Annotated in this window: 19 protein-coding genes; 10 read left to right on the top strand and 9 right to left on the bottom strand. The window is 65.4% G+C overall.

Annotated features, from left to right (window positions below; translation table 11 throughout):
* Window positions 1-104 precede the first annotated feature (104 nt).
* The 9 genes from JN280_RS38805 to JN280_RS38765 form a co-directional block, all read right to left on the bottom strand.
* A complete protein-coding gene (locus JN280_RS38805) occupies window positions 105-1,064 on the bottom strand; it encodes a TAXI family TRAP transporter solute-binding subunit (protein ID WP_202309448.1) in 960 nt (319 codons plus the stop codon).
* 121 nt (window positions 1,065-1,185) lie between these two features.
* Window positions 1,186-1,803, bottom strand: coding sequence for a glutathione S-transferase family protein (locus JN280_RS38800; RefSeq protein WP_202309447.1), 618 nt, complete (start codon window positions 1,801-1,803; stop codon window positions 1,186-1,188).
* A 32-nt stretch (window positions 1,804-1,835) separates the two neighbouring features.
* A complete protein-coding gene (cysK, locus tag JN280_RS38795; protein WP_274609056.1) occupies window positions 1,836-2,804 on the bottom strand; it encodes a cysteine synthase A in 969 nt (322 codons plus the stop codon).
* A gap of 93 nt (window positions 2,805-2,897) precedes the next feature.
* Window positions 2,898-3,515, bottom strand: a complete 618-nt coding sequence (locus tag JN280_RS38790; RefSeq protein WP_202309446.1) for a LysE family translocator — start codon at window positions 3,513-3,515, stop codon at window positions 2,898-2,900.
* A gap of 107 nt (window positions 3,516-3,622) precedes the next feature.
* A complete protein-coding gene (locus JN280_RS38785) occupies window positions 3,623-4,630 on the bottom strand; it encodes a proline racemase family protein (protein WP_202309445.1) in 1,008 nt (335 codons plus the stop codon).
* Complete coding sequence (locus JN280_RS38780; protein WP_202309444.1) at window positions 4,627-5,442, bottom strand: isocitrate lyase/PEP mutase family protein; 816 nt, start codon at window positions 5,440-5,442, stop codon at window positions 4,627-4,629. The genes JN280_RS38785 and JN280_RS38780 overlap by 4 nt, the downstream gene beginning before the upstream one ends.
* 109 nt (window positions 5,443-5,551) lie before the next feature.
* Complete coding sequence (locus JN280_RS38775; RefSeq protein WP_202315331.1) at window positions 5,552-6,208, bottom strand: HAD family hydrolase; 657 nt, start codon at window positions 6,206-6,208, stop codon at window positions 5,552-5,554.
* The gene (dut, locus tag JN280_RS38770) at window positions 6,205-6,663 is read right to left on the bottom strand and encodes a dUTP diphosphatase (RefSeq protein ID WP_202309443.1); all 459 of its coding nucleotides are present in this window, start codon (window positions 6,661-6,663) and stop codon (window positions 6,205-6,207) included. The genes JN280_RS38775 and dut overlap by 4 nt, the downstream gene beginning before the upstream one ends.
* A gap of 105 nt (window positions 6,664-6,768) precedes the next feature.
* Window positions 6,769-7,545: an IclR family transcriptional regulator gene (locus JN280_RS38765; RefSeq protein WP_244742725.1), complete on the bottom strand. Its 777-nt coding sequence runs from the start codon at window positions 7,543-7,545 to the stop codon at window positions 6,769-6,771.
* 157 nt (window positions 7,546-7,702) lie between these two features.
* Here JN280_RS38765 and JN280_RS38760 point away from each other — a divergent pair, with 157 nt between their 5' ends.
* From JN280_RS38760 to JN280_RS38715, 10 genes are all read left to right on the top strand, one after another.
* Window positions 7,703-8,719, top strand: a complete 1,017-nt coding sequence (locus JN280_RS38760; RefSeq protein ID WP_202309442.1) for a pyridoxal-phosphate dependent enzyme — start codon at window positions 7,703-7,705, stop codon at window positions 8,717-8,719.
* Between the two features lie 50 nt (window positions 8,720-8,769).
* Window positions 8,770-10,353, top strand: a complete 1,584-nt coding sequence (locus JN280_RS38755) for an ABC transporter substrate-binding protein (RefSeq protein ID WP_202309441.1) — start codon at window positions 8,770-8,772, stop codon at window positions 10,351-10,353.
* A 27-nt stretch (window positions 10,354-10,380) separates the two neighbouring features.
* The gene (locus tag JN280_RS38750; RefSeq protein WP_202309440.1) at window positions 10,381-11,301 is read left to right on the top strand and encodes an ABC transporter permease; all 921 of its coding nucleotides are present in this window, start codon (window positions 10,381-10,383) and stop codon (window positions 11,299-11,301) included.
* Entirely contained in the window at window positions 11,294-12,142 is an 849-nt protein-coding gene (locus JN280_RS38745) for an ABC transporter permease (RefSeq protein ID WP_202309439.1), read from the top strand. Before JN280_RS38750 ends, JN280_RS38745 begins: the two co-directional genes overlap by 8 nt.
* Before the next feature lie 16 nt (window positions 12,143-12,158).
* A complete protein-coding gene (locus JN280_RS38740; protein ID WP_202309438.1) occupies window positions 12,159-13,298 on the top strand; it encodes an amidohydrolase family protein in 1,140 nt (379 codons plus the stop codon).
* Window positions 13,295-14,284 carry an ABC transporter ATP-binding protein gene (locus JN280_RS38735; RefSeq protein ID WP_202309437.1) on the top strand — a complete coding sequence of 330 codons (990 nt, stop codon included), beginning with the start codon at window positions 13,295-13,297 and terminating at the stop codon, window positions 14,282-14,284. Before JN280_RS38740 ends, JN280_RS38735 begins: the two co-directional genes overlap by 4 nt.
* On the top strand, window positions 14,281-15,246 hold the full coding sequence (locus JN280_RS38730) for an ABC transporter ATP-binding protein (RefSeq protein WP_202309436.1): 966 nt from the start codon (window positions 14,281-14,283) through the stop codon (window positions 15,244-15,246). Before JN280_RS38735 ends, JN280_RS38730 begins: the two co-directional genes overlap by 4 nt.
* 78 nt (window positions 15,247-15,324) lie before the next feature.
* Entirely contained in the window at window positions 15,325-15,819 is a 495-nt protein-coding gene (locus tag JN280_RS38725; protein WP_202309435.1) for a RidA family protein, read from the top strand.
* A 355-nt stretch (window positions 15,820-16,174) separates the two neighbouring features.
* Window positions 16,175-17,764 (top strand): peptide chain release factor 3, encoded by a 1,590-nt coding sequence (locus tag JN280_RS38720; protein WP_202309434.1) that lies wholly within the window; start codon window positions 16,175-16,177, stop codon window positions 17,762-17,764.
* Between the two features lie 108 nt (window positions 17,765-17,872).
* Window positions 17,873-18,541, top strand: coding sequence for a cysteine hydrolase family protein (locus tag JN280_RS38715; RefSeq protein ID WP_202309433.1), 669 nt, complete (start codon window positions 17,873-17,875; stop codon window positions 18,539-18,541).
* Window positions 18,542-18,607: the final 66 nt, after the last annotated feature.

Raw genomic sequence — 18,607 nt, 5'->3', positions numbered from 1 at the left:
TGCGCAGACCGACGGCGCTGCCCTCATCCGGCTGCCGCCACCTTCTCCGCAAGCGGGGAGAAGGTGCCGGCAAGCGGACGAGGGGCATTCTCAACCTCGCCCGATCATTTCAGCGCGCCGATCTCCTTGTAATAACGCTCCGCGCCCGGGTGCAGCGGCACGGGCATGCCGGCGAGCGCGTTCTCGACCTTGATCGCCTTGGCTGCGGCATGGGCGGCGGACAACTTGTCGAGATTGTCGTAGAGCGCCTTGGTCATCTTGTAGACGGTGTCCTCGGACACGCCGTCATGGGTGACCAGGAAATTGCCGACGGCCGCGGTCGCCACGTCCTCGGCCTGGCCCTCATAGGTTCCGGCCGGAATAGTCACCGCCTGATACGGGGCGCCGATCTCGGCGACGATGTCGGCCGGAACTGCCACGACATTGATCGGCAGCGAGGTCGCGAGATCGCGGATCGAAGCGACCCCGAGACCTGCCGACTGCAGCGTGGCGTCCAACTGGCGGTTCTTGATGAGTTCGACCGATTCGGCGAAAGGCAGGTACTCGACCTTGCCGAGGTCTTCGTATTTCATGCCGGCGGCAGCGAAGATCGCGCGGGCATTGAGCTCGGTCCCGGAAGCGGGCGCCCCGACCGACAGGCTCTTGCCCTTGAGGTCAGCCAGCGACTTGATGCCGGATTCCTTCGAGGCGACGACCTGGATATAGTTCGGATAGATGGCGGCGATGCCGCGCAGCTTGTCGAGCTTGGCCGGGAAGCCGGCCTCGGTGTTGCCTTCCCAGCCCAACTTCAGGGCGTCGCCGAGGGTGAAGGCGATCTCGCCCTTGCCCTGCTGCAGGAGATTGAGGTTTTCGACCGAAGCCTTGGTGGCCTGCACCTGGGTGCGTGCGCCCTCGATCGACTTGCCGTAGATCTCCGAAAGCGCCACGCCCAGAGGATAATATACGCCCGACGTGCCGCCTGTCAGCACGTTGATGAATTCCTGGGCGCCGGCGACCGCCGTGCCGAGCCCCAGCGTGAGCGCCACGGCGCCAGCCGAAATCAGTCTCCTGACGTGATGTTTCATGAGATTCCTCCCTCAAGACGATATGTGCCCCTGACCGAGTCAGGCAAGCAGTCTGCAATGATTATGCAGCGCATGCCAAGTCGGTTGTGGGGCGAAGCGCTTTCGTCCGCCGGCCGGCGGCCTACCAGAGGCGGTGCGTCTCGTTGAGATCGGCCAGAACGGGCTGCCGCTTGAGGGCGGAGCAGTGCCTGACGATGTTGGTCCACTCCTCGCGCGGGCGGTCACCCACGGGGTGCCAATGGGCGAGCATCAGGAGATAGACGTCGGCCAGCGAGAAGCGGTCGTCCACCAGCCATTGTCGTCCCGACAACGCGTTTTCGATGACGGCGAAGCAGCGGTCGCTCTCCGCAAGGGCGGCATTCTGGACGGTCTCCGCGGCGCCGGGATCGGATGTATAGCGTTGGGCGTAGAAATAGCGCAGCAGCGCAGGGTAGAGGGCTGAAGACATGAAGAACATCCAGCGCAGGAACTCGGCGCGGCCGGGTGATTGAGGTTGCGGAGCGAGTTCCGCCTCGGGAAAGCGCTCCGCGACGAGAGTCACCATGGCGCCTGATTCGGTGATCGACCGGCCGCAGGGCAAGGTGAGGACCGGCACCTGGCCGAGCGGGCTGATCGCCAGGAAGTCGTCGCCCGGTGCCTGCTTCGGCACATTGACCAGGGTGAAAGGTTGCCCGGCCAGGCGGAATGCCGCCTCGACGGCGAATCCGCCGGAGCCGGGCCTGCTGTAGAGTGTGTACAATTCTTGCTCCACCAATTGCGGCCTGACTGATGTCACAGCCCCTCGAACAAGGCGGTCGACAGATAACGTTCGGCGAAGGAGGGGATGATGACCACCATGTTTTTCCCCGCGCTTTGCGGCCGCGAACCGACGACGCTGGCGGCATGAAGCGCTGCACCCGACGAGATGCCGACCGGCACGCCCTCCAGCCGGGCGACGAGCCGGGCATTGGAGAATGCCTCTTCGTTGGAGACGGTGATGATCTCGTCATAGATCGAGGTATCGAGGATTTTCGGAGCGAAGCCGGCGCCGATCCCCTGGATCTTGTGCGGGCCGGGATTGCCGCCCGAGAGCACCGGCGAGGCTTCCGGTTCGACGGCGACGACATGGACACCCGGGCGGCGCTGCTTCAGCACCTGGCCGACGCCGGTGATGGTGCCGCCGGTGCCGATGCCCGAGACAAGGATGTCGACTTCCCCTTTGGTGTCGTTCCAGATCTCCTCGGCCGTCGTCGTGCGATGGATCTCCGGATTGGCCGGGTTGTCGAACTGCTGGGGGATGACGGCGTCGGGCAGCGTCTGGACGAGTTCCTCGGCCTTGGCGATGGCGCCCTTCATGCCCTTGGCGCCTTCGGTGAGGACCAGTTCGGCGCCGAGCAGCAGGAGCATCTTGCGCCGCTCCATGGACATGGTTTCCGGCATGGTCAGGATCAGCTTGTAGCCTTTGGCGGCGGCGGCGAAGGCGAGCGCGATGCCGGTGTTGCCCGAGGTCGGCTCGACCAGGACGGTGCGGCCCGGCGTGATTCGGCCCGAGGCTTCAAGCGCCTCGATCATGGCCACGCCGATGCGGTCCTTGACGCTGGCGATCGGATTGAAGAATTCCAATTTGGCGATGAGGTTCGCGACGATGCCCTTCTCGCTGGCGAATTTGTCGAGCCGGACCAGCGGCGTATCGCCTATGGTCTGCGTGATGGAATCATAGATGCGGCCGCGGCCGGCTGTGCGGATGGTGGGCTTGGTCACGGCTTGCCTCCTGAGGTCTTGTCGGAAAAATGACGAATCACGGGATGGGACGGCCTGAAGATCCTCCGGCTCGTCGGCGGGCCTCCGGCGCGCCTATTGCCGGGTTGCGATAGCCGCTGCCGCGCCGGCCATGAAGGCCGCGGCGGTGCGGTTGAGCGCCTTCAGCGCGCGTGGCGTGCTGAGCAGCCAGCGGGCCTTCGCTGCCAGCGCGAGATAGGGAACCAGCACCACCAGCAGCACCGCTATGGTGCACATCGCCAGCAGGCCGTAGTCGGTCGCGGTGATGGTATGCAGGTCGACCAGCGTCGGCGTCAGCGCCAGGTAGAAGATCATCGTCTTGGGGTTGCCGAGCGTGACCGTGAGGCCGGCGAGCAGGCTGGCGAATGCGCCGCCCCTAGCCTTGCGCGCCTCGATGGTCTCGGGCGTGATGCCGGACGTCCAGAAGCACCAGGCAAGCCAGGCGAGATAGGCGACACCCAGCCACTTGATGACGAGGAACACGGCGCCGAAGGTATGGGCGATGAAGGCGAGGCCCAGAACCGCCGCGGTCAGGTAAGTGAGGTCGCCAAGTACGAGGCCGAGCGCCATGAACAGCGACGAGCGGAAGCCAGAGCCGAGCGCCCTGGCGATCAGCGCGGTAAGCCCCGGCCCCGGGATGGCCGCGGCAACGGCGAGCGCGCCAGAATAGGCGATAAAACCGGCAAGCGTCATGACGTTCACCCTGCAAACGGACAAGGCGGCGCTTATCGCACGAAAGCGGACCGGCAGGGAAGGACGATCGCTTGCGCCACCGCGCGACCCCGGCTCCGCTTGCCGTCTCAGCGCACTAGGAACCCGCGTCCCAGCGTGTCGCCGTCCTCCAGCCAGTACTCCGCGGTGCCGGAGTAGTAGGCCTGACCGCCGACACGCGCGACGATGCCGGCGCGCCCGTCGGGGAATGTCATTGTCCGGGCCACGGAGCCCGTGAAGCGCGAGCCGACGACGCTTTCGAAGAGGCGTGCCTCGCCGGGTTCGATCTCGCCCTTGGCATGCATGGCCGCGAGCCTCGCGGTCACGCCCGATCCGGTCGGCGAACGGTCGACCTCGGCTTCCGCGAAGACGCAGATGTTGCGTGTCGCAACGCTGCTGGCGCCGTCACCTCCGTCGGTCAGGATCGTGCCGTAGAGGAAGGCGAGATCGGCATGGTCGGGATGGGCGAGCGGGAAGTCGCGCTTCACCTTGTCGGTGACGGCGCAGGCGGCGTCGACGAACTCGCGCGCGCGGCTCCGCCCGAATTCGAGACCGAACTGGCGGCAGTCGGCGAGCGCATAAAAAGCGCCGCCATAGGCGATGTCGAAGACGATCTCGCCGAAGCCGGACACGTCGATCCTCTGGTCGCGTGCGAACAGGAAAGCCGGCACGCTTTCGAAGGAAACCGCGCCCGCCTTGCCGTCCTTCACCTCGACCGAGGCGACGACAAGGCCGCAGGGGCATTCGATCCCGACCCGGGTGACGGGCTCGACGGTCTCGACCAGCTTCCGATCGACGGCGTAACGGCCGAGCGCGATGACCGCATGCCCGCACATGGTGGAATAGCCTTCGTTGTGCATGAAGAGCACGGCGAGATCGGCGCCGGGCAGATCGGGCTCGACCGGCAGGACCCCATACATGTCGTAGTGGCCGCGCGGCTCGAACATCAGCATGCGGCGCAGATGATCGAGGTGATCGCGCACATAGGCGCGCTTCTCCAGGATGGTGCCCGACGGAACCGCAGGGTAGCCGCCGGTCACGATCCGCACGGGCTCGCCGCCGGTGTGCATGTCGACGACGGTCAGGACTTCCTTCATTTCGAGAACATCGCCTGCAATTCCCCGAAGGGCATGCCCTCGCGGGAAAAGTCGAAGCGGCCCTCGTCGAGCATTTCACGCGCCGCCTCCCGCAGCATGCCGAAGGCGTAGGTCGTCAGCTTCGAGCCGAGCGAAATCCGTCTCGCACCGGCTTGCGCGAGCTGGGCGACGGTGAAGCCCGGCACGGCGAGCACATTGACTGGCTTCGACACCGCCTCGCAGACCGTTCGCACGGTCTCGATGTCCGTTAGGCCGGGCGCGTAGAGCACGTCGGCGCCCGCCTGCTCGAAGGCCTGAAGGCGACGGATCGTGTCGTCGAGGTCGTTGCGGCCCCACAGGAAATTCTCTGCTCGCGCCGTGAAGACGAAGTCGCGCTTCAGCGCACGTGCCGCTTCGGCCGCGGCAGCCACCCGCTCGACGGCATGGGAGAACTCGTAGATCGGGCTGTCCAGGTCGCCGGTATGATCCTCGATCGAGCAGCCGGCAAGTCCGGCGGCATCGGCGGCGAAGATGGTCTCGGCCGCGCTTTCGGCGCTGTCGCCCTTGCCCTTCTCGAGGTCGGCCGACACGGGCAGTTCGGTCGCGCCGGCAATGTCGCGGCAATGGTGGATCATCGCCTCGAAACCGACGCCGCCGTCGGGAAGGCCGCGAGAAAAGGCGAAGCCGGCGCTGGTGGTGGCCAGCGCCTTGAAGCCGAGCGCGGCGAGCAGCTTCGCCGTGCCGATGTCCCACGGATTGGGAATGATGAAGGCGCCTTCTGACTGATGAAGTGCCCGGAAGGCATTGGCCTTCGCGATGAGGTCCTTGTCCATGGCGTGGATCCGATAGATTGGAATGGTGGTGCCGCGAGTGTAGCGGCAGATCGCCCGGCCGCCAATCGCCGGCAGGCCGGTCTGCTGCCAGCCTGGGTGTCTCAGCCTTCTACCGCAGCGGGATCAGTCTGGCGAGCGCGCGCATGTCGTCGAACAGGATGCCGCCGGACGAAGAGAGCCCTTCACGATCGGCGAGAGGGTCGCCGCAATAGGAGAAGACGCGCATGCCGGCGGCGATGCCGGCCTGGGTGCCCGCGACGCTGTCCTCGACGACGACGCAGCGCTCGGGCGCGAAACCCATCACAGAGGCCGCATGCAGGAAGAGGTCGGGAAAAGGCTTGCCGCGTGCGACCATTGTGGCGCTGAACATCCTGCCTGCGAACAGCGGCAGCAGCCCGGTCACGCCCAGCGTGATCTGCATCTTGCTCAGCCGGGCGGAGGTGGCGACGCAGTAGGGCAGACCGGCTGCCTGGACTTCGTCGATGAAGCCCCGCACATTCGGGATGGTGTCGACGCCGGCGGCAAAGAGATCGGGCAGCGCCAGGTTCCAGCGTTCGACGAAATCCGCGCCGAGCGGGACGCCCTCGGCTTCAACCTCCGCCTGGACAGAGGTCATGCTGCGGCCGGAGAAGCGTTTGCGGCAATCCTCATAGCTGATCGCAAAACCCGCCTCGGTCAGCCATTGCGACAGCCTCAGATTGCCCGGTCCCTCGGTGTCGACCAGGACGCCGTCGCAGTCGAAGATGACGAGATCGGGAACCATCAGGCCATTCCGGTGGAGCCGAACCCGCCGGCGCCCCGTCCCGTCGAGCCCGCCAGGCTGCGTTCCTCGATGGTGGCTTGGACGACCGGTGCGATCACGAGCTGTGCGATGCGCATGCCGCGCTCCACCAGGAAATCCTCGTCGCCGAGATTGACGAGGAGCACCTTCACCTCGCCGCGATAGTCGCTGTCGATCGTCCCCGGCGTGTTGAGGCAGGTGATGCCGTGCTTGAGCGCGAGACCCGAGCGCGGGCGGACCTGGCCCTCGAAGCCTTCGGGTATCACCAGGACGAAGCCGGTTGGAACCAGCATGCGCTTGCCTGGCAGGATGAGCATGGGACGGTCGTCGGGGACAGCCGCGCGCAGGTCCATGCCGGCGGATCCGGCCGTTTCGTAGGAGGGCACGGCCAACCCGTCGGCATGGGGAAGCCGGACGACGCCGAGGAGCGGGATCATCATGGCAGTGTTTCCAGTGTCGTTTCGCGGCTCAATGGACCAGCAGGCGCGCCCTTGCAAGCGTCCAGTCTGTCCGTCCCCCGGAATCGAGCGCCGGTCGAGCGGGCTTCAGTGGGCAGAGAGCGTCCGGCTGCTTTCGAGCAGCCGCTGCCGGAGCTTGCCGTTTTGCTCCTCGGACGAATCGATCGGCAGCACAAGGCAGATCGTCGCCTCGACCTTGCCGTCGGCGGCGTAGATCGGGGCCGCGAGACATTGTGTATAGGCGTCGACCAATCCCTTGGTGAGGCAATATCCGTCCGAGCGCGCCTGGTCGACCGCCGCGAGGAACTGCTCGAGTTCGATGAGCCTGCCATCCGGCAGCCGGAGGTCGTCGGGCGCGATCATCTCCTCGATCTCGGCCCGTGTCTTGCCGGCGAGCAGCAACCTGCCCGAGGCAGTCCAGGGTATCGGGATCTGCAGGCCAACCGCCGAACTGATGCGGAAAGGCCGTGTTCCAGGGCACATATGGATGATCGTGTAGCGGCCATTCTGCAAGGTGCAGAACTCGCTTGTCTCTCCGGTCTCCTTGGCAAGGCGGTCGACCTCCTTGCGTGCCCGCTTCGCCAGCGGGTTCTCGCGCAGATAGTTGAGGCCGTAGAGATAGATCTTCTTGCCGAAGAAGATGCGACCATCCTCGGCCGCCATCTCCAGCAGCTCAGCTTCCATCAGGTCGTTGACCAGCGTGTAGGTCGATGAGCGCGGCGCGTTGAGAGCTTTCGCCAATGCGCCGATCCTGATGCCCTCGCCATGCCCATGAAGGAATTCGAGGATCTGCAGGATGCGGTCGACGCTGCGTTCCCGGCCCGTTGCCTGCTTGCCGGCGAATTCTCGAGGCTGGTCCGACACGATCTCTCCTGTGCCCTTGCGTAAGCGATGATAGCTGCTATTGTGTCCTTAGTAGAAGACATATGTCTTGTATACGAGACAGTCAACTCGAATCTGCGGGAGAGAGCATGGTCGTCGCCGGCCGGGATCGTGATGTCGTCGCGGTGAGGTTGTCTTGATGGCCGCATCGCTGCCCATGACCCACGCAGAGATCCGCGGGCGCATCGCGATGATCCCCCGCCTCGATATCGCTCTCAAGCAGACGCCGATCGAGGAAGCGAAGAATCTCAGCCAGGTTCTTGGCGGCCCGCGCATCTTCGTAAAGCGGGACGATCTCACGGGCGTCGCCTTCGGCGGCAACAAGCTGCGCAATCTGGAGTTCCGGCTGGCCCACGCCATGAAGGACGAGCCTGATACCGTCATCGTCGGCCTCGACCTGCAGTCGAACTCGGCGAGGCAGACTGTCGGCGCCTGCAACAAGCTCGGCCTGCGGACCATCCTCGTGCTGGAGGGGCGGCAGCCGAACAATGTCCAGGGCAATTTGCTCGTCGATTACCTGCTGGGAGCGGAGGTACATTTCGCCCGTGATCGCGAAGAGCAGCGCGCGAAGCTCGATTCGCTTGCCGCCGCCGTCGCCGATGCCGGCGGCCGGCCTCACATCCTCAACGACAATCCCATGTTCGACGTGGCTTCGGCCGTCGCCTATCTCGAAGTGACGCTCGAAGTCGTCGAACAACTCGCCGAGCGGCAGCTGTCGCCGGCCTGTTTCTACATGTCGTCCAGCGGCAAGGGGCAGGCCGGAATGGTCCTGGCGCAGAAGCTGCTCGATCTCGATTTCGCCATGCATGGCGTCACTGCGACCGACGAATTCCATATCCCCTCCCGGACCGCGGCGATCGCCAACCAGACAGCGGCGGCGCTCGGTCTGGATCTGGTGGTGGGCGAGGAGGATATCGTCAACTTCACCGACTTCGTCGGCAAGGCCTACGGCATCCCGAGCGAAGCCGGCAACGAGGCGGTCCGTCTCTTCGCGCGGACCGAGGGCATCATCCTTGATCCGATCTACACGGGCAAGGCGGCAGCCGGACTGATCGCGCATGTGCGCGAGGGCCGGTTCTCCAAGGACGAGGTCGTGGTCTTCGTCCATACCGGCGGCACGCCCGCCGTCTTCACCTGGAACGAACTGTGGCGTTGAAACGATGCCGGATGAGCGTGGTCCGGCGGTAGACAAGAAAGGGGAGAGACATGCATCGCAGAGATCTTCTGTCGGGAGCAGCCGTGTCCGCTGCCGTCGCGGCCTTGCCCGCCGGCACCATCAGGGCCCGGGCGCAGGCCTCGTCGGGAACGATCACCTTCGGCCAGAGCACGAGCATCCTGACGCTCGATCCCGCCCATGGCGCCTTTACCGGCTATCCCGGTGGCTACGAGGCGGCGCTGGTCCTGTTCGACAGGCTGCTCGATTTCGATGACGACATGCGCATCGTCCCGCAACTCGCCGAATCCTACGAGATGAGCCAGGATCTGAAATCCTGCACCCTCAAGCTCCGGCCCAATGTCACCTTCCACGACGGCACGCCGTGTGACGCGGCGGCCGTCAAGCTCAATATCGAGCGGATGATGGACAAGGAGCGCAACACCACCAACCGGCCGCTGTGGGACCCCATCGCAGGTGTAGAGACTCCGGACGCAACCACTGTCGTCATCAGGACCTCCAGGCCGTTCGCCCAGTTGCCCAACACGCTGGCGCATGGTTCGGGCGCGATCGTCTCGCCGGCGGCGCTTGCCAAGCACGGCGAGGCTAGTTTCGCGCAGAACCCGGTCGGCGCCGGCCCCTATATGCTGGAGGGCTTCAGTCCGGGTCAGGAACTCGCCCTCAAGGCGTTCGACGGCTATTGGGGCGGCAAGCCGGGTGCCGGCAGGATCGTCTTCAAGTTCATCGCCGAGCCAGCGACCCGCATCAACGCCCTCAGCACCGGAGCCGTCGACGTCATCGACTCCGTTCCGGTCCAACTCGTCCAGCAGATCAGCCAGTCACCGAATGCCGATATCATCCGACGGCCTGGACTGCGCCCGATCGGCCTGGCCTTCAACCTCACCCGGCCTCCGCTGGCCGATCAGAAGGTGCGTCAGGCGCTGAACCTTGCCGTTCCGGTCGCCACCATCGCAGAGAAGGTCTTCTTCGGCTTCGCCAAGGCGCCGGATTCGCCGCTCGCCTTCGACACGATCGGTCATAAGACTGTCGGCGAAAGCGTCTTCGATCAGGAAAAGGCAAAGGCGCTTCTGGCCGAGGCGGGTTACGCGCCAGGCAGTGACGGGGCAAAGCTCAGCCTTGCGCTTTATGCCCCCGAAGGGCTTTTTCCCGGCGACATAGCCGTAGCCGAAATCGTGGCCGCCTCGCTCAAGCAGGTTGGCGTCGACGCGGCGATCACCAAGATCGAGAAGGGCGCCTATTGGGATCATCTGCGCCAGGACAAGGCCAATCTGAAGTGGGACCTGGCCATGTTCGGCTTCAATCCGTCCAATGCGTCGGGCGCCTACCATATGGCGTCGCTCTTCCGCTCCAACGCCGACGACGACGCCAAGCCGGAGGTGTGGAACATCGGCCGCTACAAGAATCCCAGGGTCGACGAACTCCTGGTTACGGCCGACAGCGCGCCAGGTGAATCCGAGCGCATGGAGGCCCTCGGCGAGGCGCAACGCCTGGTCTGGGAAGACGCACCCTATCTGTGGCTGCAGATCAACGAGAACGTCACCGCCGTCCGCCAGGGGGTGACCGGCGTCGAGGTGCTGCCGATCGTCTTCACGTCGCTGCGCAACGCCGAGAGCTGATGGAGTGGGTGCTTTAGACGGCTGACGATGCTGAGGTTCCTGGTCAAGCGTTTCGCCACCATACCGCTGGTCGTGCTGGGCGTGGTGACGATCCTGTTCGTGATCTTCAAGTCCGTGCCCGGCGATGAAGCTTCCTTCGTCGCCGGAGCGACCGCGACCCAGGCCGAGATCGAGGCGGTTCGAGTCCAGCTCGGTCTCGACCGGCCGCTCGTCCAGCAATATGTCGGCCATGTCGTCGGGCTCCTGTCCGGCGACTTCGGGTTTTCCTCGACCTTCCGCGGCAATCCGATGCCGCACATCCTCGAGCGCTTGCCGGCCACGCTGGCGCTGACGGCTTCGGCGATTCTGCTCACCATCGTCGCGGGGATCCCGGCCGGTGTGGCGGCGGCCGCGAACCGCAACCGCTGGCCGGACTATGCCATCTCCTTCGTCGTCGTCGGCCTGCTGGCGATCCCGAATTTCTGGCTCGGAATGGTCCTGATCGCGTTCCTTTCCGTCAACCTCGGCCTGTTGCCGAGCTTCGGAGCCGAAGGGCCCCTGTCGCTCGTCATCCCGACCCTGGCGCTCGCCGCCCGCCTGATCGCGCTGGTCGCGCGAATGACGCGCGGCGTCGTCATCGAGGAACTGCGCAAGGACTATGTCCGCACCGCGCGCGCTAAGGGCATGGCCCCGCCATTGGTGCTGCGGCGCCATGTGCTGCGCAACGTCATGATCCCGACCGTCACCGTGATCGGCCTGCAGACCGGATATCTCCTGGGCGGCTCGGTCGTGGTCGAACGGCTGTGCGCTTGGCCCGGCATCGGCGACCTGATGCTGACCGCGGTCTCGGTACGCGACTACACGCTCATCCAGGCGATCACGCTGGTGTTCGTCGTCGGCTTCCTGTTCGTGAACATCGCCGTCGAGGTCATTTACCGTCTCGTCAACCCGAGGCTGCGCTATGCCTGAGGCTGTTTCCGTTCATCCGCGCAGGCTGCTCCGCAACCGCAACGTCTACCTCATGGCGGGCGCCCTCCTGCTGTCCTGCTTCGTCTTCCTGGCGCTGCTCGGTCCGGCGATCGTGCCCTATGACCCTAACGTTCAGGACTTGCTTGAGCTGCTCGAACCGCCCTCGGCCGCGCATCTCCTCGGCACCGACAATGTCGGCCGCGACATACTCTCGCGGCTGATCGCCGGCACCCGCTACACGCTTTCGATCGCGCTCGTTTCGGTATTCTTCGCCGGCCTGGGCGGCGTGGCCCTGGGCTCGATCGCCGGCTATTTCGGCGGGCTCACCGACCGGATCGTCACCACCGTCATCGACCTGCTGCTGACGGTTCCCAACATCGTGCTGGCCATTGCCATCGCTTCGGTGGCCGGGGCGAGTGCCACGGGGCTCACCATCGCCATCACCGCCAGTTTCATTCCGCCGCTCGCCCGCCTCGTGCGTGGGCGAGTCATAGAACTTGCCCAGGAAGACTTCGTCGCGGCCTCCATCACCATCGGCATGAGCCATGCGCGGGTATTGCTGCGGCACGTTCTGCCGAACGCCGTGACCGTCATCGTCATCGAGCTCAGCCTCAATGCGGGGCAGGCGGTGCTCATCGGTTCGGCCTTGGGCTTTCTCGGCCTCGGGGTTCAGCCGCCGGCGCCCGAATGGGGGACCATGCTCGGCGCCAGTCGCGAGTATCTCACCATCGCGCCGCATCTGGTCCTCGCGCCCGGTATCGCCATTTCCCTGCTCGTGCTCGCTTTCAATGCGCTCGGCGACGGATTGCGCGATCTCTTCGATCCCAATGCGAATTCCTAGATCAAAGGGTGCCAGAATGGACTTCGGCGTCATGGATTTCGGCGTCATCGACTGCCACGCCCACATCTTTCCTCCGGCGGCGGGCGCTTCCGGTTTCGCCGACGTGGCGACGCATCGCCTGCATCAGCAGCGCGCCATGCACATGCATGGCAACCAGCCCTACCGGCGCCGGCGCGACGATGCGATCGTGACTGAGCGTATGCTTTGGGATCCGACCGACCCGTCGCCGGCCGGAGCCCGCGACACCGCCTTCCGTGCAGGCCGCTTCGGACGGTTCGAATGGACGGATCGCGGAGAGGACTACTACGTCCAGTTCCTGCCGCCCTGGATGGACGATCTCTCCATGGATGCCGAGAGGCTCGTGGCGTTCATGGATTATGGCGGCGTCGCGCAGGCGGTGCTGCAGAACGACCATATCTACGGCAATCTCGCCGAGGACTTTGCCGCGGCTGCGGCCGCTCACCCCGGGCGCTTCGTCGGCCTGGCCCAGGTCGAGGAGGCCTTTGCCTTCACCGATGACGAGATCGCCCGGCTGCACGACCAGATCGGTCGGCTGGGCATGAGCGGCGTCTACTTCACGACGACGGGAATGTTCCGCAGTGGCTATCAGCCGTTCCACTCGGACAAGGCCTATGATCCGTTCTGGCGCGCGGTTGAAGAGAGCGGCCTGCCGGTCTGCTGGGTCCAGTCAGGGAGTTCGCCCGTCGGCACCTACGAAGACGAGATGAGACATCTGGCGCGGGTCGTCGAGCGCTTCCCGGGGATACATCACGTCCTGGTCCACGGCGTGCCGACGGCACTCTATGCCGACGAGCGGGACAGGCTCATCCTGCCCGACGTGCTGGCCATGCTGCTCACGCAGGCGCCCGTTTCCGCCGAGATCCTCTATCCTATCGCCTGGGGCGGCAAGCAGGACTATCCTTATCCGCGCGCCCACAATCACATCCGGCAGCTGGTCGACCGTTTCGGAGCCGGGCGTTTCGCCTGGGGCTCCGACACGCCGAATGTCGACCGCTACTGCACTTATCGCCAGTCGCTGACCTATTTCACCGGCTACAGCGATTATCTCTCGGATGCCGATCGAAGGGCGATCCTGCGCGACAACGCACTTGCCATCTTCCCTGCGCTGCGTGCGGCCCACGGGGCGGACGGATGAAGCCGGTCCTCTCCGTTGAAGGCCTGACGGTTCGCCTGACCACCGGCGGACGGTCGTTCGACGCCGTCTCTGATCTCGGCTTCCAGGTCGCCGCCGGCGAGGTACTGGCGCTTGTCGGAGAGTCGGGCTCCGGCAAGAGCATGACGGCGCTCTCGGTGATGCGCCTTCTGCCTCCCGCGGCGGAAATCACCGCCGGCAGCATGGCCTTCGGCGACCTCGATCTGGCCGCGGCGACGGAGCACGATTTGCGTGCCATACGCGGCAACCGGATCGGCCTGATCTTCCAGGAGCCCATGACGGCACTCAACCCCACAATGCGCGTGGGGTGGCAGGTTGCCGAAGCCCTCGAACTGCACAAGGGCATGGATGGGGCGGCGGCGCGCCGGCGAGTCGAGGAACTGTTCGACCTCGTCCGCATCCCCGATCCCAAGCGCCGTTTCGACGATTATCCGCACCAGATGTCGGGCGGCATGCGCCAGCGTGTCGTGATCGCGCTCGCACTCGCCTGCGATCCTGATCTGCTCATCGCTGACGAGCCGACGACGGCGCTCGACGTGACGACCCAGGCACAGATTCTCGATCTCTTGAGGGACCTGCAGAGTGAACTCGGCATGGCGACGATCCTCATCACGCATGACCTCGCGGTCGTCGCCGAGACCGCCGATCGGGTGGCGGTGATGTATGCCGGCCGGATCGTCGAGCAGGCGACCGCCGGGCAGCTCTTCGCCGCGCAGCGCCATCCTTACACCCATGGCCTCCTCGGCTCGATCCCACATGTCACGGCGCCCGACGAGGCGACGACACGGGGCCGCCTCGCCGAGATCAAGGGAACTGTTCCCGCGCTTTGGGACCTGCCCGAGGGTTGCGCCTTTGCGCCGCGTTGTCCGCGCAGCACCTATCGGTGCCGGAAGTCTCGACCGCCCCTGGTCGAGGTCGTGCCGCTGCGGCAGGAGGCTTGCTGGCATCCCGTCGGAGATGCCCGATGAGCCCCTTGCTCGATGTCCGCGACCTGGCCAAGACGTTCACCGTGAGCGGCGGCATTGGCGGTGAGCCGGCGACGGTCCACGCGGTCGACGGCGTGTCCTTCGCGATCGCCCGCGGCGAGACGCTGGGACTTGTCGGCGAATCCGGCTGTGGCAAATCGACGGTCGGCAAGATGATCGTCAGGCTGCTGGAGCCAAGCGCGGGCCGGATCCTGCTCGAAGGCACCGACATCACCCATGCCTCCTATGGCGCCATGCGGCCGCTTCGCCGCCGCCTGCAGATGATCTTCCAGGATCCCTACGGTTCGCTCGACCCGCGCCAGCGCGCAGAGGACATCGTGGCGGAGCCGTTGATCGTGCATGGCGGCTACGACGCGGGCGCGCGCCGTGCGCGCGTTGCCGAGCTCTTCGAACGGGTCGGGCTGCGCGCCGACCAGTTGCGCAATGTACCTTCCAAATTCTCCGGCGGGCAGCGGCAGCGATTGGCTATTGCGCGGGCGCTCGCCTTGAACCCGCCGCTGATCATTGCCGACGAGCCGGTTTCGGCCCTCGATGTCTCGATCCAGGCCCAGGTCGTGAACCTGATGTCCGACATCCAGCGCGAGCTCGGTCTCGCCTATCTCTTCATCGCGCACGATCTCGGCATCGTCCAGCACATCAGCGACAGGGTCGCGGTGATGTATCTGGGAAGGATCGTCGAGATCGGGCAAACGCGGGCCTTGTTCGCAAGCCCGCGCCATCCCTATACGCGCGCGCTCATGGACGCGGTGCCGCGGCCCGATCCCGCTCGTCGGCATCAGAGGGCCAGGATACCGCGCGGCGAAGTGCCGAGCCCCCTCGACCCGCCTTCCGGCTGCAGCTTCCACCCGAGGTGCCCTCTCGCCACCGAGAGGTGCCGCGTGGAGCGGCCACAGCTGCGGGTAGTCGGATCGGGCGCGGAAGCGGCCTGCCACAATGTCGAATAGGCGCCATCAGGACCATAGCCTGCACGCTCGTTTGCCGCGACCGTGGGCGCCCGAAGAAACACAAGGACGGAGCGACAGATGGACATGACCGAACGCAACGCGCAGCGCTCGCGGTCACCGCAGGAGAGGCTGGCGGAACTCGGCATTCTGCTGCCGCCTCCGCCGAAACCCGTCGCCAACTTCCTTACCCATGTGCAGGAAGGGGATCTTCTCTTCCTTTCGGGGCAGGGGCCACAGGAGGCCGACGGACGCGTGCACAGGGGCAAGGTCGGAGGCACGGTGACGGTCGCCCAAGCCTATGGGCATGCATGGCTCACCGGCATCAATCTGATTTCCGTCATGCAGGCCGCAGTCGGCGATCTTGCACGGGTCAGGCGCATCGTGAAGCTGTTCGGCATGGTCAACGGGGCGCCCGAGTTCGAGGACCATCCGCAGGTCATCAACGGTTGCTCGGACCTGTTCATTTCCGTCTTCGGCGACGCCGGGCGTCACGCTCGCTCGGCCGTCGGCCTGGCCTCTCTGCCGGGCAACATCACGGTGGAAATCGAGGCCGTGATCGCGGTGAACGGCTAGCCAACGGTCGATCGATCAGATCAACCGTTGGATCGCGCGACTACTGGCCTGCGCCGGTTGGCGCGAGGCCAGGCGGCCCGGATGGCCACGCCGGCGATCGAGGCTCCGTGGAGGCGCAGGCATCCTCAAGGGACGGCCCGTCGATCAGGCCTTTCGCGCCGGACGCGAAGCTGGCTCTGGCGGCCCAGTCGGCCTACTTAACATTCGACAGGCGCGCTTGCTCCTGTTAGAAGCGCCGCCGACAGGATGGCACCGGGAACAGTCTGCTTTTTGCTCCCTTGCGCGGTTCGGTCGGGGTCTCCACCGCCGATCCGGGAAGCAGGCAGTTCTCCGCCGCACGACAGGAATTTCCGCTTTGGCTGAAGACATCAAAAAGGCGGTCGCGCGCCGCCGCACCTTTGCGATTATCGCGCACCCGGACGCCGGCAAGACCACGCTGACCGAGAAGCTGCTTCTGTTCGGCGGCGCCATCCAGCTTGCCGGCGAGGTGAAGGCGAAGAAGGACCGGATCCAGACGCGCTCCGACTGGATGAAGATCGAGCGCGAGCGCGGCATTTCGGTGGTCACCTCTGTGATGACCTTCGAATATGGCGACCATGTCTTCAACCTGCTCGATACGCCCGGTCACGAGGACTTCGCCGACGACACCTATCGCACCTTGTCGGGGGTCGATTCCGCCGTCATGGTCATCGATGCCGCCAAGGGTATCGAACCGCGCACGCTGAAGCTGTTCGAGGTGTGCCGCCTGCGCGACATCCCCATCGTCACCTTCGTCAACAAGATGGACCGGGAGAGCCGTGATCCGTTCGAGATACTCGACGAGATCGAGGCCAAGCTGGCGCTCGACACCGCGCCGGTGACCTGGCCGATCGGCCGCGGCAAGACCTTCTCCGGAACCTATCATCTCGCCCAGAATGCGGTGCGCCAGAGCGACGAGCAGGAGGAACGTCTCCCGGTCCACGGGCCCGATTCCAACCGCGTCGCCGGCCTGCTGCCCGACAACGAGCGCGAGGCATTCATCGAGGAACTGGAACTGGCGCGCGAGGCCTGCCGTCCCTTCGATCGCGACGCCTTCCGCGAGGGTCATATGACTCCGGTCTATTTCGGCTCGGCGCTGCGCAATTACGGCGTGCGCGACCTGATCGAGGCGCTGGGTGAGTTCGGCCCGGCGCCGCGCGCCCAGGAAGCCGACAGCCGCACGGTCGAGGCGACGGAATCAGGCATGAGCGCCTTCGTCTTCAAGATCCAGGCCAATATGGATCCGAACCATCGCGACCGCATCGCCTTCGTGCGGGTCTGCTCGGGCAAGCTCGAGCGCGGCATGAAGGCGAAGCTGGTGCGCACGGGCAAGCCCATGAGCCTTTCGGCGCCGCAGTTCTTTTTCGCCCGCTCGCGCATCACCGCCGACGAGGCCTATGCCGGGGACGTCGTCGGTATCCCGAACCACGGCACGTTGCGCATCGGCGATACGCTGACCGAGGGCGAGGGGCTGCTATTCCGGGGCGTGCCGAATTTCGCGCCGGAGATCCTGCGCCGCGTGCGGCTGGGCGACGCCATGAAGGCCAAGAAGCTCAAGGAAGCCCTGCAGCAGATGGCCGAGGAGGGCGTGGTGCAGCTCTTCTCGCCAGAGGACGGCTCGCCGGCGATCGTCGGCGTGGTCGGCGCCCTGCAACTCGACGTCCTCAGGGAGCGGCTTTCGGTCGAATACGGCCTGCCGGTCGATTTCGAAATGGCGCGCTTCTCGGTCTGCCGGTGGATTTCTGCCGCCGAACGGTCCGAACTGCAGCGCTTCCTAGATACGCATCGCGGCGACATCGCCCGCGACCTCGATGGAGACCCGGTGTTCCTGGCGCCGCATGAATTCGGTCTGAATTACGAGGCCGAGCGCTGGAAGGCGATCAGCTTCGCCGCAGTCAAGGACTATCAGGTCAGGGAAGCGGCGTAGGGCGCCGAGCGTCCGACCGGGCCTGAAACGACGCATGGCGCCTGCCGAACCCGATCCCGATTTTCGGGATCATGCGATAGGGCTGCCGCGAGGATTTGGAGGATGCTCATGATTACCTTGTCGACCAGGCCGGAACCGATTTCGATCGAGCCGCGCAGCATGGCCGTGATCGTGGTGGACATGCAGAACGCCTTTGCCTCCAGGGGCGGCATGTTCGACCTTGCCGGTATCGACATTTCGGGCGCCGCGCCGGCCATCGACGCCAACCAGCGGCTGCTTGCAGCATGCCGCAAGGCCGGCATCGAGGTGATCTACCTGCAAATGGGGTTCAAGTCCGATCTCAGCGATGCCGGCGACCCGTCGCTGCCGGTCTATCACAAGGAACTGGCGCTGGTCATGATGCGCAACCGGCCCGAACTGGCCGGCCGGCTGCTCATAGAGGACACGTGGGACTGGCAGATCGTTCCGGAACTGGCTCCCGAGCCGGGCGATGCGGTCATCCGCAAGGCGCGCTACAGCGGCTTTGCCCGGACCGGACTTGAAGACCATCTCAACAGCCGCGGCATCCGCCATCTGCTGTTCACAGGAATCGCCACCAACATCTGCGTGGAGAGCACAGCCCGCGAAGCCTATTTCCGCGACTTCTGGCCGATCCTGGTCGAGGATGCGATGAACCAGTCGGGCCCGGACTTCAACCGCCAGGCGACGCTGTGGAACTTCGAGCACGCGCTGGGCTGGGTCACGACGTCGGCCGATGTGTTGAAGGCGCTTGGATAGGGCTGTGGCTGCGCTTTGATTGGTCGATGGCCGCCTTCAAACCGGCGAGAAGATCCCGACGATAAT

Source organism: Mesorhizobium sp. L-8-10 (assembly GCF_016756635.1).
Classification (GTDB): Bacteria; Pseudomonadota; Alphaproteobacteria; order Rhizobiales; family Rhizobiaceae.
This window is presented reverse-complemented; position numbering and strand designations above follow the sequence as displayed.